This window comes from Thalassotalea montiporae, assembly GCF_053485855.1.
In genome coordinates this window covers 1,111,856-1,127,987 of record NZ_JBQRUO010000001.1, presented here as the reverse complement: position 1 = coordinate 1,127,987, position 16,132 = coordinate 1,111,856, and the positions used below count along the sequence as shown (strand labels likewise).

At 44.7% G+C, this 16,132-nt stretch carries 13 protein-coding genes; 5 read left to right on the top strand and 8 right to left on the bottom strand.

Annotated features, from left to right (window positions below; translation table 11 throughout):
• Positions 1 to 27: 27 nt before the first annotated feature.
• From ACSLUR_RS04870 to ACSLUR_RS04855, 4 genes are all read right to left on the bottom strand, one after another.
• Positions 28 to 912, bottom strand: coding sequence for a LysR substrate-binding domain-containing protein (locus tag ACSLUR_RS04870; protein ID WP_448552312.1), 885 nt, complete (start codon positions 910 to 912; stop codon positions 28 to 30).
• Positions 913 to 1,023: 111 nt separating this feature from the next.
• Positions 1,024 to 2,013 carry a zinc-binding dehydrogenase gene (locus ACSLUR_RS04865; protein ID WP_448552988.1) on the bottom strand — a complete coding sequence of 330 codons (990 nt, stop codon included), beginning with the start codon at positions 2,011 to 2,013 and terminating at the stop codon, positions 1,024 to 1,026.
• 117 nt (positions 2,014 to 2,130) lie between these two features.
• Positions 2,131 to 5,295 carry an efflux RND transporter permease subunit gene (locus tag ACSLUR_RS04860; protein WP_448552310.1) on the bottom strand — a complete coding sequence of 1,055 codons (3,165 nt, stop codon included), beginning with the start codon at positions 5,293 to 5,295 and terminating at the stop codon, positions 2,131 to 2,133.
• 12 nt (positions 5,296 to 5,307) lie between these two features.
• Complete coding sequence (locus tag ACSLUR_RS04855; RefSeq protein ID WP_448552308.1) at positions 5,308 to 6,489, bottom strand: efflux RND transporter periplasmic adaptor subunit; 1,182 nt, start codon at positions 6,487 to 6,489, stop codon at positions 5,308 to 5,310.
• Positions 6,490 to 6,702: 213 nt separating this feature from the next.
• On the opposite strand from ACSLUR_RS04855, the gene ACSLUR_RS04850 reads away from it, so the two are divergent.
• On the top strand, positions 6,703 to 7,671 hold the full coding sequence (locus tag ACSLUR_RS04850; protein WP_448552306.1) for a LysR family transcriptional regulator: 969 nt from the start codon (positions 6,703 to 6,705) through the stop codon (positions 7,669 to 7,671).
• A 115-nt stretch (positions 7,672 to 7,786) separates the two neighbouring features.
• Here the strand turns inward: ACSLUR_RS04850 and ACSLUR_RS04845 are convergent, their stop codons facing one another.
• Positions 7,787 to 9,067, bottom strand: coding sequence for an NAD(P)/FAD-dependent oxidoreductase (locus ACSLUR_RS04845; RefSeq protein WP_448552304.1), 1,281 nt, complete (start codon positions 9,065 to 9,067; stop codon positions 7,787 to 7,789).
• A 350-nt stretch (positions 9,068 to 9,417) separates the two neighbouring features.
• On the opposite strand from ACSLUR_RS04845, the gene ACSLUR_RS04840 reads away from it, so the two are divergent.
• Positions 9,418 to 10,182 (top strand): fibrobacter succinogenes major paralogous domain-containing protein, encoded by a 765-nt coding sequence (locus tag ACSLUR_RS04840; RefSeq protein WP_448552302.1) that lies wholly within the window; start codon positions 9,418 to 9,420, stop codon positions 10,180 to 10,182.
• Positions 10,183 to 10,209: 27 nt separating this feature from the next.
• Here the strand turns inward: ACSLUR_RS04840 and ACSLUR_RS04835 are convergent, their stop codons facing one another.
• A complete protein-coding gene (locus tag ACSLUR_RS04835) occupies positions 10,210 to 11,181 on the bottom strand; it encodes an AraC family transcriptional regulator (RefSeq protein ID WP_448552300.1) in 972 nt (323 codons plus the stop codon).
• A 275-nt stretch (positions 11,182 to 11,456) separates the two neighbouring features.
• Between ACSLUR_RS04835 and ACSLUR_RS04830 the strand changes: the two genes are divergently transcribed.
• On the top strand, positions 11,457 to 12,425 hold the full coding sequence (locus ACSLUR_RS04830) for an SDR family oxidoreductase (protein ID WP_448552298.1): 969 nt from the start codon (positions 11,457 to 11,459) through the stop codon (positions 12,423 to 12,425).
• A 108-nt stretch (positions 12,426 to 12,533) separates the two neighbouring features.
• Here ACSLUR_RS04830 and ACSLUR_RS04825 read toward each other — a convergent pair whose 3' ends face one another.
• Positions 12,534 to 13,103 carry a hypothetical protein gene (locus ACSLUR_RS04825; RefSeq protein ID WP_448552296.1) on the bottom strand — a complete coding sequence of 190 codons (570 nt, stop codon included), beginning with the start codon at positions 13,101 to 13,103 and terminating at the stop codon, positions 12,534 to 12,536.
• Between the two features lie 119 nt (positions 13,104 to 13,222).
• Complete coding sequence (locus tag ACSLUR_RS04820) at positions 13,223 to 14,131, bottom strand: LysR family transcriptional regulator (protein WP_448552294.1); 909 nt, start codon at positions 14,129 to 14,131, stop codon at positions 13,223 to 13,225.
• Positions 14,132 to 14,274: 143 nt separating this feature from the next.
• On the opposite strand from ACSLUR_RS04820, the gene ACSLUR_RS04815 reads away from it, so the two are divergent.
• Entirely contained in the window at positions 14,275 to 14,808 is a 534-nt protein-coding gene (locus ACSLUR_RS04815) for a nuclear transport factor 2 family protein (RefSeq protein WP_448552292.1), read from the top strand.
• 90 nt (positions 14,809 to 14,898) lie between these two features.
• Positions 14,899 to 15,909 carry an NAD(P)H-dependent oxidoreductase gene (locus tag ACSLUR_RS04810; protein ID WP_448552290.1) on the top strand — a complete coding sequence of 337 codons (1,011 nt, stop codon included), beginning with the start codon at positions 14,899 to 14,901 and terminating at the stop codon, positions 15,907 to 15,909.
• Positions 15,910 to 16,132 lie beyond the last annotated feature (223 nt).

Here is a 16,132-nt window from a genome sequence, read left to right as displayed (position 1 = left end):
GAAATCTAGATTTAGGCCTGTAGTTACTTATAGCCGAATATTTGCTTTTAAAAAGTCGATAAATACTCTGATGCGCTCTGACAATGCGGTTTGCTTGTAGTAAACCGCCTGAATTTGCTCCCAAGGGTTGGGAGAAAGCACCGCCCCCGGCAGCAATTCAACTAAACGGCCAGCAGCTAAATCGCGGTAGATCATAAAATTCGACAACAGCGCCAAGCCATGGTGATGTAGCACAAGTTGTCTAACGGACTCCCCGCTACTTGCCAATATAGAAGGCTTTGTTTGGCAAGGTTCAACAAGTGCCCAATCGTTAAACTTAGGCAAGTCGGCAAAGCCCACGATTTGATGATTTGCCAACGCCGCGATACTTTCTGGTTTACCGTGTTTGGCAAGATATTCAGGCGTCGCCACTATTTTTAATGGGCTTTCCCCTAAACGACTAGCATGTAAGTTTGAGTCGTTCAGTTGACCAATGCGAATCGCCACATCAGTGCGCCGTTCAAGCAAGTCGATGATACTTTCATTGGAAATCAGTTCCACCGATATATCTGGATAAGCGGCATTAAACTCAGCCATTAATGGCACTAATTGATGCAAAATAAAAGGGCTTGCGGCATCAATTCTGAGTCGCCCTGACGGCTTGGCATCAGCAAATAAGAGTTTTTCTTCTGCATTCGCGAGCGTTGCCAACGCTTGCTTTGCCTCAGCTAAAAACAAGCGCCCTTCTTCCGTTAAATCCACTCGTCGCGTAGTACGATTAAGCAAAGTCGTATTCAAGTTTTGCTCTAAACGGCTAACACTACGCGAGATTTTGGCCACTTGCAGATCAAGCGCATCAGCCGCACTGGAAAAGCCGCCAGTATCAACCACGGCAATAAAGGCCGTTAAATCTTCAATTTTTGATTTAACCACAGTGACTCGCCTTTTTTAAAAAACCGGCCATAAGCATTAACCATAAATATAAGCTTCAAACGTTAGTTGGACTCTCAATCGACGAGGCTAAACTGAATACACTCTAGGGAGCTAAGCTTTAGCACCAATTGCCACAATCTGCTTACCCACTAGCCCACCAGCTAGTTGCGCATGCATAGCTTTGGTGACCTGCTGAGCATCAAAGTCAATCGCATGGATTTCAGGCACATGCAGTTGTTTACTCGCCAGTAGTTCTAGCAAATGATCGCCCATCATACTGAGCTTTTGCTGGGCACATAAATCATTGGCAAGCCAAGCACCACCGAGTGAAATGACATGAATAGCAGGTGAGCGTTCAAATAATAAACCTGCGTCAATTACTGGTAGTTCGGTTAAACAGGCAATGCGGCCATTAAAGCGTAATAATTCAATATCACGCGAGGTTGCTTCGCCACCAACTGAATCAAGTACTGCGTCTAATGGCTGGTAAGCCAAGGCTTGCTTAATCTTATCCACTAAATGTTTATCGCGATAATCAAAAACATAATCAGCGCCTAAACAGCTAACTAGTTTATCATTGGCTTTCGAGGCAGTTGCCAGCACCGTTAGCCCTTTAGCTTTTGCTAGTTGAATCGCAAACTGACCAACTGCGCCAGCCCCCGCTTCAATTAAAATTGTTTCGCCAGCCTCAACTTGCAGCTTACATAAAGCGAGGATCGCCGTCATACCCGCACAAGGCAGGGTCGCCGCTTGAAGTGGCTCGACACCTTCTGGCAGCAGTGATACCGCGTGAGCTCCAATCGCGACATATTCACCAAGCGCACCAGCTTTTGACAAATCACTATGCCACAGCACTTGTTTGCCAATTAGCGGACAATGCGGGCTGTACGAATCTACCACAGTGCCAACACCATCTAATGCTGGAATATGCGGATATTGCCAAGCGCTATGCCCAGTTTTCGCTAACTTGCTATCCACTGGGTTGAGCGCGGCATAGTCAACTTTGATCAGTACTTGACCATCACCAACACTCGGCACAGGTAGCTGAGTTTCGGTTAGTTCAAAGTCTTCACTTGCCTTGGTTAATACCAGTGCTTGCATCGCACTGGCAATCGAATTGCTTGTTTTCACTTATTTCCCCGCTAATACAAACTTACTGCGATAGGTTTAATACTGACACAATCAGTCTTTGCTAAACCTATCGCATTTAGCCGTTCTCTAAGTTACTTGCTCAGCTGGTAACGTTGAGACGGCCTTTTTATTTTTATTAGCTAGTAGCATATAGAAAACTGGCGTAAATAACAGGCCAAATACCGTTACCCCGATCATGCCACCAAATACTGCTACGCCCATTGCTTGACGCATTTCTGCGCCTGCACCTGTTGCCAAGACAAGTGGCACAACACCAGCAGTAAAGGCAATTGAGGTCATTAAAATTGGGCGCAAACGCAAGCGACACGCTTCTAAAATTGCCGCTAATGGCGATTGACCAGCATCTTGAATTTCTTTGGCAAATTCCACCATCAAAATCGCATTCTTACAGGCCAGTGCGACCAGCACGATCAACGCAATTTGGGTGAAAATATTGTTGTCACCACCAATCATCCAAACCCCTAACAAGGCAGAGAAAATGGTCATCGGCACAATCAAAATAATGGCTAATGGTAAACGTAAACTTTCATATTGCGCAGCTAATACGGTGAACACTAGCACTACAACCAATGGGAAGATGTACACCATGGTATTACCGGCTAAAATTTGCTGGTAGGTCACTTCCGTCCACTCGTATTCCATGCCGTTTGGCAAGGTCGCGGCGAGTACATCTTCAATTGCAAATTGTGCCTGATCAGAGCTGTAGCCCGGTGCTGGGCTACCGTTTAATTCAGCACTTGGATAACCGTTGTAGTGCATCACGCGATCTGGCCCTGTGGTTGGTGTTACTGCCACAACTGCGCCTAACGGTACCATATGCCCTGCCGCATTACGGACTTTTAAGCCAAGAATTTGTTTCGGATCAACACGAAAGTCCGCATCTGCTTGCGCGTTAACCTGATAAGTGCGGCCAAACAGGTTGAAATCGTTGACATACAATGAGCCTAAGTAAACTTGCAGTGCATCGAACACTTCCGATAGCTCAACCCCTAAAATCAGCGCTTGTTCGCGATCCACTTCAATATCCATTTGCGGTACTTGAATGCGGAACGTTGAGTACAAGCCCATTAACTCAGGGCGTTTTTGCGCTTCACCAATCACCGCTTGCAGTGAATCAAACAAAGCGTTAAACCCTAAGTTACCTCTGTCTTCAATTTGCAGTTTAAAACCACCCGTTGAACCTAAGCCTTGAATCGGCGGCGGTGGGAAAATCGCGACAAAGGCTTCATCAATCGCCGCAAATTGGCCATTTAAGTTAGCTGCAATAGCGTTAGCAGAAAGCTGAGGGTCGCTGCGATCGCTAAAATCTTTTAAGGTCACAAACACAATACCGCTGTTCGGGCTATTGGTAAAACCGTTCACCGACAAACCTGGGAAGGCGACGGTATTGGCAACACCTGGGGTATTCAGCGCCATATCGCCCATTTCACGGATCACTTCTTCGGTACGATTCAAGCTTGCCGCATCTGGTAATTGCGCAATCGCTACTAAGTATTGCTTGTCTTGCTGAGGAATAAAGCCACCCGGTACAGCGTTAAATAAACTGCCAGTTGCGCCGACTAAACCTAGGTATAAAACAGACACTAACAGCGAGAAGCGGATCAACTTTTTCACTAAGTTTTCATAGGCATTGGCACCTCTGTCAAACAACTTATTAAATGGTGTAAATACCACTCTGCTCAGCGTTTTATCTAACACACGTGTTAACCAGTCTGGCTTGGCATCATGGCCTTTTAGCAACAATGCCGATAACGCTGGTGATAACGTTAACGAGTTAAACGCTGAAATCAGGGTTGAGATGGTAATAGTTAAGGCAAATTGCTTATAGAATTGGCCTGATAAACCAGTAATAAACGCGGTTGGAATAAATACCGCACAAAGTACTAGCGCAATCGCAATAATTGGCCCAGTTACTTCGGTCATGGCTTTACGCGTTGCTTCTAATGGCGACAAACCATCGTGAATATTGCGCTCAACGTTTTCCACCACCACAATGGCATCATCGACGACAATCCCGATGGCGAGTACCAAACCAAATAGCGAAAGCGTGTTAATTGAAACGCCAATCCACTGCATAATGGCAAAGGTACCGATTAACGATACAGGCACCGCAATTAATGGAATAATCGATGCACGCCATGTTTGTAGGAATAAAATCACCACTAAGACCACAAGCACAATCGCTTCTAGCAATGTCGCGATTACCGCGTCAATCGAACCACGCACAAACACCGTTGGGTCGTAAGCAATTTCGTAAGCTACCCCTTGTGGGAAGGCTTTTGACAGCTCGGCCATGGTGCTGCGCACTTCATCAGACAATTCAATAGCATTAGAGCCTGGACGCTGGAAAATCGGCATCGCTACCGCAGGCTTACCATTAAGCAGTGAACGCAAGGCATAGGTATTCTGCCCTAGCTCAACACGCGCGACATCTTTTAGTCGCGTAATTGAGCCATCGTCACCTACTTTAATGACAATATCTTCAAACTCTTCAATCGAGTTTAAACGCCCTTTTACGTTGAGCAGCACTTGGAATTCACTATCCACTGGCGTTGGTTGTGCGCCTAATGAACCTGCTGCAACTTGGCGGTTTTGCTCGCGAACGGCTGAAACCACATCCATTGCCGTCATATTGCGAGAAGCGATGGCATCTGGGTTTAGCCATAAGCGCATTGAGTATTCACCGCCGCCAAATAGCTGAACATCACCAACGCCGCCTAAACGAGCGATCTGATCTTTAACATACAGACTGGCATAGTTTGACAAGTAGCTGATTTCGCGTGATTCATCTGGTGAGTACAAATGCACGACCATGGTTAAATCAGGCGAAGCTTTCTCTGCCACAACACCCAAGCGCTGCACAGTTGTTGGCAAACGCGGTAAGGCACTGTTGACACGGTTTTGCACTTGCACTTGCGCTTTGTCTAGGTCAGTACCTAAGGCAAAAGTAACGGTTAAGGTCATGCGGCCATCACTAGTCGCCTGTGAAAACATGTACAGCATGTTTTCGGTACCGTTGATTTCTTGCTCAAGCGGCGTTGACACCGTTTCGGCAATCACTTTGGGGTTAGCACCCGGATAGTTCGCCGTGACTACCACAGTAGGTGGCACAACTTCTGGGTATTCACTGACCGGCAGTTGGAACAAGGAAATAGAACCGCCGATCAGAATGATCAGCGACAGCATCGACGCGAATATCGGCCGTTGAATAAAGAAATGAGAAAAATTCACAGCAAGTAACTCCTAGCGAACAGCCGCAAGCGTGTCGGCAGTAGCTGGGTCAACGGTCAGCGCAACCGCTGATAAGTCTAAGGTGACATTGCGCGGGCTGATCACCATGCCAGGGAATACTTTCGCTGGGCCATTTACCGCAATATTATCTTCTGGGTTTAAACCGTCAGTAATTACACGGTACTGACCGTAACGCTCACCTGCGGTCACTTGGCGATATTGCACGGTATTATTTTCACCAATCGTTAACACAAAACGATTTTTTAAATCTGTGCCAATTGCGCGATCTGGCACCAAAATGTGTTTCTCAATATCGGTAGACGCCAGTTTTAAGCGAGCGAAAGAGCCTGCTTTTAACGCGCGTTCTTGCGTTTGGTTATCAAACGTTGCACGCACACGAATGGTACCTGTTGAGGCATTCACTGCGTTATCAACAAAGTCGATATGACCTTGGTATTGGCGCTTGCTGCTGCCAGCTAACGTTAACATCACTGGTAATGGTGTATTTGACGTCACATTGGCAAAATCTGAATTCCACGTGCGCTCGTCAATATCAAAGTATGCGTACATTTCATCGTTAGAAACGATATTCGTTAACACGCTTTGGTTAGCAATAACGTTGTTACCTTCGGTAATTTCAGCGCGTGAAATCACACCAGTAATAGGCGACTTCACTGAGGTGAATTCTAAATCAAGTAAGGCTGAATCGAGCTGCGCTTTCAGTGCTAACAATTCCGCTTTACGTTGCTTTGAATCAGCTGAACGTGACTCCACTTGTTCAATTGAGATAGCACTACTTTTTCCTAAGTTTAACGCGCGTTTTTCGCGATTAATCGCCTCTTCCAGCGCCGCTTCACCAGCAAGAATTTGGGCGCGTAAGCGATCAACGACCGCTTGAAATGGACGAGGGTCGATTTGAAAAAGTGCCTCTCCTTGCTGAACAGTTTGCCCTTCGGTAAAGGCAATGCTTTCAACCACACCGGAAACTCGTGGCATTAAGGTAACGCGCTGCGGCGACTCTAGGCGTGTGGTATAGGTGTGCCAAGATTGCACTTCCTGAAAGGCAACTTGTGCAACATCAATTGGCAGTGGTGGCATTTGCATTTGTGGCTCGGCTTCTTGGCTATTACATCCAGCCAAGGTAAGTACCGCGAGCATTGCCGTTACGGAAGCTAATAAATGAAGCTTTTTCATGAAAATATATACCTTGTAATGCGCTAATTACGACCACAGGTGGCCGAGAATTTTATGAAAAGAGATTGGTAAGGGTGACAAGCACAGACTGTGAAACCATGACCAATTTATTGAGCGCTATTGTAAGACTTTTATTGTTGCCTATTAACCACCTATAATGACACACAGTGTTGCGCTTTTGGCACCAATAAAGTTAACCTTGTGGAGATCCGAATGGATATTTCTAGCCGTATGTTGTTGTTTCTGGAAGTTTCTGAGCGCGGCTCATTTGCCAAAGTCGCCGAGCATAGAAAGATCGATCGTTCAGTTGTATCGAAACAAGTCGCCAAGTTAGAGCAAGAATTAGGCGTGCGCTTAATGAATCGCACCACTCGCTCCTTTTCCATTACAGGCGCTGGCCATGATGTGCTAAGAAAGGCACAAGCGCTCAAAAGCCTGCTTGATGACACGACGCGTGTCGCACAAAATTATCACCAAACGCCACGGGGCACGCTAAAAATCACCTGTAGCTACTCTCTAGCTAAGCAAGTACTGATGCCGGTAATTACCTCCTTTCAGCAGCGCTTTCCACAAGTTAACGTAGAGCTATTCACCGGCGATAAAGTCGTCGATATTATTGCTGATGGATTTGATTTAGCGATCCGTGTTGGCGAGCAAAAAGACTCTTCTATGGTCGCCCGTTACCTCGCCCGCAATCGCTTATTATTACTTGCCGCGCCAAGCTTTATCGAACGCTTTGGCGAGCCCAAAACGCTTGAAGAACTGGCAAGCTTGCCTGCTACTTGCTATGCCGGCGAGCAAATTAGGCCGGATTATATCGACTATGCCGACGATAAAAACCAAACACAGCGTGTGCACCTGAACTGGCAATTTGCCTGTAACGAAGTGGAGTTAATGCGGGACCATGTGCTTTCAGGTGCTTCGTTTTATCTCGCCCCTGCGTTTCATATGCAAGACGATATCAGCGCAGGTCGCTTAGTGCCGATCATGACCGACTTAAAACTACTGGATTTTACGGCGATTTATGCGGTATACCCGCACCGAGATTTGCCACTTAGAGCACGCCTATTTTTTGATGCCTTAAAAGAATATATCGGCGATAAAATTCCGATTTGGGAGCAGAATATTCCAAACTTTGAAAAAATGTACGGTAACCCAACGCGTGAAGAGTGGAACAGCTAAGCATAAACCATTAACCGCTAGCTAGAGATATAAAGGCACTAAAGTTAAAAAGGCGCTAACGTTAAAAAGGCACCAATAGGTGCCTTTGCTTAAATACTCACTTTAATAATAGAACTTAATGCAACTTCATTTTAGGTCTCGTAACTTTCACTAACCGTTCTGCAAACCACAAAATCGTCGCTCGCACTTGGCCATGAATAGCGGCTTGGTGCATACGATACAAAGAAACATACACAAGCTTGGCAATGCGACCTTCAATAAACATGCTACCTTTGGTGAGATTGCCCATTAAACTGCCAACGGTACTAAAACGCGACAAATTCACCAGCGAGCCATAATCCATATAGCGATATTCTTTCGGCGTGAGCCCTTTGCGCTTACGTAAAATATTTTCTTTGACGATGCTCGCCATTTGGTGTGCCGACTGCGCTCTAGGCGGTACCCAACTTTCGTCTGGGTTTTGAAAACCGCAGGCATCGCCCAATACATAAATATCGTTATTAAAGGTTGAGGTCAGATCTTTATTGACTAGCACTTGCCCCATACGATTGGTTTCTACGCCTTTAATTTGTGCTAAAAACTCAGGCGCTTTTACCCCTGCCGCCCAGATCATAATATCGGCTTGCAGTTTTTCATCTTCGCTGGTGACAAAGCCATCATGCTCAGCGCGCTGCACCCGTGTTTGCTCTAATACTTCAACGCCTATTTTTTCCAGCTCACGTTTTGCAGCGCTTGCAATACGATCAGGCAAGGCGGGTAAAATACGCGGTCCGGCTTCAATTAGGCGAATTTTAAGCTGCTCTGCGGCCATATGTTCAAAACCATAGCTGCCAAGCATTTCGGTGACATGAAATAGCTCTGCCGCCAGCTCAACACCGGTCGCGCCTGCACCAACTATATCAATGTGTAGCTCTTGCTTGGATTCGTCCTGACTAATTCGGGTGAAAGTGCTTAATAAGGTCTTGTGAAAGCGCTCAGCCTGTTGGTGGCTATCAAGAAAATAGCAATGCTCAGCTACGCCCAGCGTGCCAAAATCGTTACTGACACTACCAACCGCTAGTACTAATTGATCGTAATGTAACTGTCGTGTGCCGAGATTATGCTCATCGCTGACGGGTTCTAAGGTCAAGGTTTTGCTGTCAGGGTCAACACCACTTAAACAGCCAAGCTGAAAGTGATAGCCATGACGTGCGCCATGCGCGTGATAAACCACGGCATTTAGGCCAGCATCAAAGGTGCCAGAGGCGACCTCGTGCAATAAAGGTTTCCACACATGGGTGCGGTTTTTGTCTACCAAGATGATCTTAGCTTGGTTTTTTCGGCCTAGTTTATGGCCTAATTGGGTTGCTAATTCAAGGCCGCCAGCCCCTCCTCCAACGATAACAATAGTTTGCATAGAAAAGTCCTTAAAAGTAATAAAGGACTGGCGTCGACAAAATTTTTAGCAGTTCACCTAGCATTTAAAATACAGAGAGGAACGCTAGCAAAAAAAATCCAACTTCAGTGCTTTATCACTTAAAAGCAACATCATACTAACACAATTTGTACGGTAATTTTAAAGAATCCTTTGGTGATAATAAGTTACCTCAAAAGTGCTGTGCTGAAGCAGTGCTTCGGAACTTCGAATTAGCAAATAGTCGATATGAACTTGATACAAATAGGCTATTTTTGAAGACGATATCGCCTAGCAGGTTAACCTTGGTAACTATAAAGTGGCTCGCAAAATTTCAACCAAGGTAAATCACCATGAAGCCGCTAATATTAGCGTTAGGAGCCCTAGTGTCACTGATCACCGTCACACCCGTTAATGCCTTAAGTTCCATGTCAAATAGCCAAACGCATACAAACAGCGAAGCGCAAGTAGATAGCAAAGCGCAAGCAGACAGTGAAGCGCTAAACAGAGCACAACCTGGTGTCCAAGATAGTGAAGGCAACTCCTATCGCACCGTAACAATAGGTGATCAAATCTGGCTCGCAGAAAATCTAAGAAGCACTAAGTTTCAAGATGGCTCGGCGATACCCACTGCTTTTATTCCAGATGACGATGAAAATAAGCTGCTTACCTATGGTCGGCTCTACAACTGGCATGATGTGATCGACGAGCGAAATATTTGCCCTATTGGCTGGCGCATTGCCACTGACGCCGATTGGCAAACATTGGAAAAAACCATTGGTATGGCTGAATCTGAATTGGATAAAGAAGGTTGGCGAGGAGATAACGACATCGCCATTAAATTAAAAGAAACGCAACCCGATAGCTGGTTTAAAAAGTTCGATCAATCACAAGTCAATAAGTACAACTTCGCTGCCAGACCTGCTGGCGTTAAATGGCATAACTTTTATATCACCCAAGGTATGTACACCGAGTTTTGGACAAGCACGGAGGCAACCGATAAAAAAGCCTATAACAGAACGCTCGTTTACCCTTGGTGGAATCCTCACAAAGGTGAAATAAACCGCGTCAAGATATCGAAAGACTATATGTTTTCCGTGCGCTGTATCAAAATTTAATCAAGTGTAATGAGTTTTGATAACCTGCTAGTGCGATTGCTGGGTTTGCGCCCATTGCTTGGGTGATTGACCATATAGTCGCTTAAAGTCTCGGCTAAATTGTGACGAGCTTTCATAGCCCATTGCCAGTGCTGCCGTGCTGACATTCTCACCATTGGCAATGCGCATCGCCGCGTTGTTAAGGCGCATGGATTTAACAAATTGTATGGGCGACATAGTGGTTGCTTGCTTAAACTTGCGATGAAAGACAGCGCGGCTCATTCCCACTTGTGACGCAAGCTCATCAATCGTCACGCTTTTACCTAAATGTGCCGATAAATATTCAATTGAACGGGCAATTTCATTTCCCATACCGAACGCTCGCTTCACTGACGGACCTGCTTGCCCTTCCAGTACAGCGTAATAAAACTCTCGTAATCGACTATCCCCGAGTATTTTCATTTGGGTTGGGTTAGCCAATAGTTGCAACAAGCGCAGCAAAGCGTCAGTAAAATTATCATCCCATGTTGCCAAGGTTAAGCTCGGTGATTGGTCGCTGTGTTTTGGTTGTTTCATAACACTGGTTGTACTTGCTAATTCGATCACCAGCTCAGTCATTACCTTTGTATCAAGCGAGATATAAACGCCCAACAGTGGCTTTTCACGTGAAGCTAAAGGTGTGCCAGCTTCAACTGGCATCGACATAGTGCAGCACATGTATTGATCGCTGCCATAGCTAAAACGCTGACCATCGAGTATCGCCTCTTTAGTACCGCTAACAATGGCGATAATTGCTGGCTCGTATATCGCTGGTGCACATCGCACCGCGTCAGTTACTTTAAAAAGTTGTACGCCTGTAATACCCGTATCAATTAACGCTTCTGCACTGACCTTGCTTGCACTCGCCTGCTTTTTATTTGCCGGCTTTTCACTAAGCTGGTGCTCACTTAAGGTTTGCTGACTTACCTGAGCCTCAATTAGTTGCTTTATTTGTTGTTTCAGCGCGTCTTTATTGCTCATATTTACATTCTACTTGTTAGTCTATCCAACTACCTTGACTCCCGAGCCCACATTTTAACAGCTAACCAAACCACTCGATTAATACCAATACGATACAAATAGGCAAGTTTTAAGGACTTTATCGTCTATTAGCTACGACTATTGAGATTTATAGTATTTCACCTGAGCAAGTGCTTCAAGCTTATTAAGCATATGGGTTAACGACTGAAACCCGCAATAACTGCGACTTGCCAACCCATTTAGTACTTTAGCAATACGCATTCAGGAGTTAGACGATGACCACACAACAATTTGGCAAATACGGCTGGAGCCCCGAGCGAATCCGCTCATTGGCGGGGAAAACTTATGTTATTACCGGCGCAAACTCAGGTACAGGTTTTGAAGCTGCCCGTATTTTCCTGTCTAAGGGTGCGAAGGTAGTGATGATGAATCGCAATCCTGAAAAATCAGCAGTAGCCATCGGCAAGCTCCAGCAAGAGTTTGGTACTAGTTGCCCGGTTAGCTTTATCCAAATGGATTTGGCAAGCTTAGTGTCAGTGCGCAAAGCTGCTGCACAGGTGTTGGAATCAGTACCGCAAATCGATGCATTGATCTGTAATGCCGCAATTGCACAAGTTGCTCAGCAAGAAATCACCACTGATGGCTTTGAGAGCCAGCTTGGCGTTAACCACTTTGGCCATTTTCTACTATGTGGCTTGTTGTTTAATCGCATTGAAGCATCAAGTGGTCGTATTGTTGTGGTGGGTAGCAACGCCTATAAAATGGGACTAAAAACTATTCAGTTTGACGATCTAAATTTTGACGCCAAATACACCGCATGGAATGCTTATGCGCAAAGTAAATTAGCTCAGCTGATGTTTGCCTATGAATTACAGCATCGGTTGGCCAACCGTTTTATCGACGGTATTGCTACCGGAGGCTCAAACGTTGAAGTGCACGTTTGCCACCCCGGCGCATCACGCACTAATTTATTGATGGATACCGCCAGCACATTTAACAAAGCTCTTTGGTCTGTACTCTCTCGCATTATCGCCCAACCCGCCGAACAAGGCGCTTGGCCTCAGGTGATGTGTGCGACTGAGCAAGGTCTAAAACCACAGCGTTACTATGGGCCAACAAAACGCAAACAAACGGTTGGTGCCGTTGATGAATGCCCGTTAGAAGCACTGGCGCTAGATAGAGAAGTCGCCACTAAACTATGGCAAGTATCTGAGCAGAAAACTGGTTTTACTTGGCTGTTTTAGTTAGCTATTTGTATTATGCTGTTTAATTCTTGGCGAGTTAAAGGATCTGTTCTCGCCAAGGCTCTTGCTGAATGCTTTATGCAAAACAAAACCGACACCAGCCCCTGACTAAATATCAATATAAGGATATTTAATTTCATTGACTGGCACGATATAAAAACTTACCCCTGCTATCGAATATGTCGGTAGTTGATAAGCGGGGTCAAAGCTTGTTGGTGTGCTAACGGCTTTTCTGAAGCGAATATTTTTTAAAATAAGATCAGAAAAGGCATCCACATCATTAGGTGAGAAAGCCAGAATATTGCGATCAATCACTAAGGAAAAACCGTTAAATATATTGGTGGAATCACAGGAAAAGCCGCAGTAACCAAAGTAGTCAGATAAGTTAGAGCCGATGCGAATCACTTCTTTGACGAACTCTTTTTCACCAAACAGATAAGCGATTTTTCGCTCGAATAAATCACTGTTTAAACCGACAAACTGACTCATCAAGCTACACTTTGCATGGGCATTGATCAGATCGGTTAATAGTTGATTGTTCGCGTGTATCAGCTCAGTTTCAGAAACAGAACCTGAGTCACGAAGCGCTATTAAAGAGTCGCATTTTTTCTCAAAGGTATCGAAATAAGCAGCAAAGTAGGCGACAAAATGAGAGACACTAGCATTAAATAAATTCATTCGAATCAAACTTATTGCGAATAAACCATTAATTTAAATCTAGTTAGCTTTTGCGGGTTCGGCAACATTGACCATAGATGAAAATTCTTCTCTCATAGTTGAGATTTGTAAGTGTAATATCACTCCAATCGAGCTAACTTTTCCAACAGAAAGTCAATCAAAACTCTAACCCGCTTTGCTTTTTGCGCGTCTTTGTGAAAATACACATACAGCGCGGAATACGGATACCAATACTCAGGCAGAACAGGAACTAGCTGGCTGCCGTCGATTAACTCAGTGACTAACGGCTCAACGATACGGCCTATTCCCAAGCCTTTTAGCGCGGCGTCGACCATTAAGCTGGTATCATTGACGATTAAGGCATTAGGCATTTCCACCGTCACTGTTTGACCCTTATCGTTAAGTAATACAGGCACTAATTGATTCGAGGTAATAAAGCGATACTGGATGAGTTTATGTTGCTGTAATTCGTTTGGCGTTGCTGGCAGGCCGTGTTGTTTTACATATTCGGGTGATGCGAAAAATGCCTCTTTCATTGGTGTGGTTAACTGGCGCGCCACCATCCCCTGCTCGACGCGATCACCAAAGCGAATACCCAGATCATAGCCTTCTTTTAAAATATCGATCGCCGCATCAGAAACCGAGATTTCCAATTCAATGGCTGGATAACGTTGACAAAATTCAGCATAAATGGGCTGTAATAAATGCTTATAAACAAAGCGCGGCGTGGTTAACCTGACCTTACCCGATGGTACCTTGCTTAAATCGCTGACACTTTCGAACGCCAAGGGTAATTCCTGCATTGGCTGTTGTGTTTGCTGATGCAATAACCTGCCCGCTTCAGTGAGCTCAATTCGGCGCGTTGTGCGAGTAAATAGCGGTAAGCCAACTTCTGCCTCAAGTGCTTTTAACGCATTGCTAACTGAAGGCGCGGCAATTTCTAGCTTTTGTGCCGCTTTGGTAATACTGCCCTCAGTCACTATTGTGTGAAACATTTGTAGTTGGTTAAAAGTCGCGCCATTCATCATTCTTGTGCTTTATTCACAGATATTCGCCCTAATTATTAGCTACAGCCTAACAATTATTTAGCCATACATCATCTAATCTTTATCAATAAACCAGATTACACTTTTCTCACTGTTTATTCTTCTGAGATTAAAAGAGTTACGTCATGGTCACAAAATATATAGCAAGCACAGTAACGGCCATGCTGATACTGGCAAGCTCATCAACATTAGCTGATGACGCACAAGCGATAAACCAAGCAAAGCTTTGGCCTAAACCACAAACCCCGATTGCTCAAGGTGCACAGCAGAGCAAGGCACTACAGGTTGTACAAGGCTTTTTCGCCGCGTATGCCAAAGGTGACCTCGAGGCAATAAAAGCATTCGTCGCAGAAGATGTTGAGTGGCATATTCCAGGCCGTCATAAGCTGGCAGGCACCAAACGTGGAATCGCCGAATTTACCGAGTTTTTTGGCCAGTTGGGTAAAGCGGGCTTTAAAGCTGAGGTGATGATCCTCGCTGCTAATGACACTTACGTTATCGACGCTCATCGCGGCTTTAGCAATACCGACGGTGGTAACAATATCGATATTAACTGGGTGCTGCTCTATCAAATTGAAAACAACAAAATTAAACGAGTGCAAAACTTCTCAGGTGATTTATATGCCTCAGATGCCTTTTTTAACGATGTTTTTCAGTAAGTTAATGCGCACTATTAGCCAGCTTACTATTAAACAGTTCAGCTTTGTCCAACTCACTTTATAGCCAGTTTCAACTGTAGGAATTTCATTATGAGTAATGTTGTTATTATTTCAGGCCACCCAGATTTAGCCAATTCAAACACCAATACGGTGATAATTGATCAATTAACTGAGCAACTTGCCGCTCCGTCATATAATCTTGAAGTTCGTCGATTAGATAGCCTATATCCTGATTTTCAGATTGATGTTGCCGCAGAGCAAGCAGCGCTTGTTAACGCTGATATTGTCGTCCTGCAGTTTCCATTTTACTGGTATTCAGCGCCAGCGTTATTGAAAAAGTGGTTAGACGATGTGTTTAGCTACAATTTTGCGTATGGCGCTGAAGGCGACAAGCTAAAAGGCAAAGATTTAATCTTATCCTTTACGGTGGGTGGCCCAGAAGAATCATACCAACCACTAGGTTATAACCACTTTTCGATTGAACAGTTAATTTTGCCACTTCAGCAAACCGCTTATTTAACTGGAATGAATTTTGTTGCCCCTGTTTACACTCATCGCATGGTGTATATTCCTGGCGTTTACAATACCTTAGAAGATGTGCAAAGCCGCGCGACTGCTCATGGTCAACGTGTGGTTAATCAAATTCAACTGTTATCCAATTCAATCGAAAGCAAAGTGAGCAAGTTTGTTGCTGACTGGTTTGCTGATTTTGACCTGTTGACTGCTGAGCCAGAGCGCTTTACCGCGAGCCTTAGCGAAGATGTCAAACTAGTGATGCCAGATGGTGAATTTATCGGTCATCAAGGCTTTAGAGACTGGTACGCCATTGCCCAAAAAACTTTTAAACCAAGCTGTGAGCACATTGTCGAGCAGATAAGTGTAGAACAAATAAGTGTCGAGCAGCTGAGTGTTGGTGAACAAAACAGCAATGGTAATTACACCGCCAAATTACGCATTCGCCTTAAAGCAGAAACTTTCCCAGAATCAGCGCTGCAAGGCGAAAGCGTTAATATGCTAGTCAATGAAACGTGGCAGCTAAGCTTAACTGATGCTGGTGATATTAATATTTCTGAATACTTAGTCGAATTGGTTAATGGCTAGCTATTTGGGAAATGGCCTCCCTTATTGGGAGGCGAAGCTCTTGCCAATTCAATTCAATTCAATTCAATTCAATTCAATTCAATTCAATTCAATTATTACGCAAACAGAACCACTCAAAACTAGCAAAAAAACCTTCATACTATTTCATTTTTAACAAATATTATTTGTTATTTTTGCTCTCAATCTAGCCAATCAGCCTTGCTAAGATGCGCGCCACTTAACT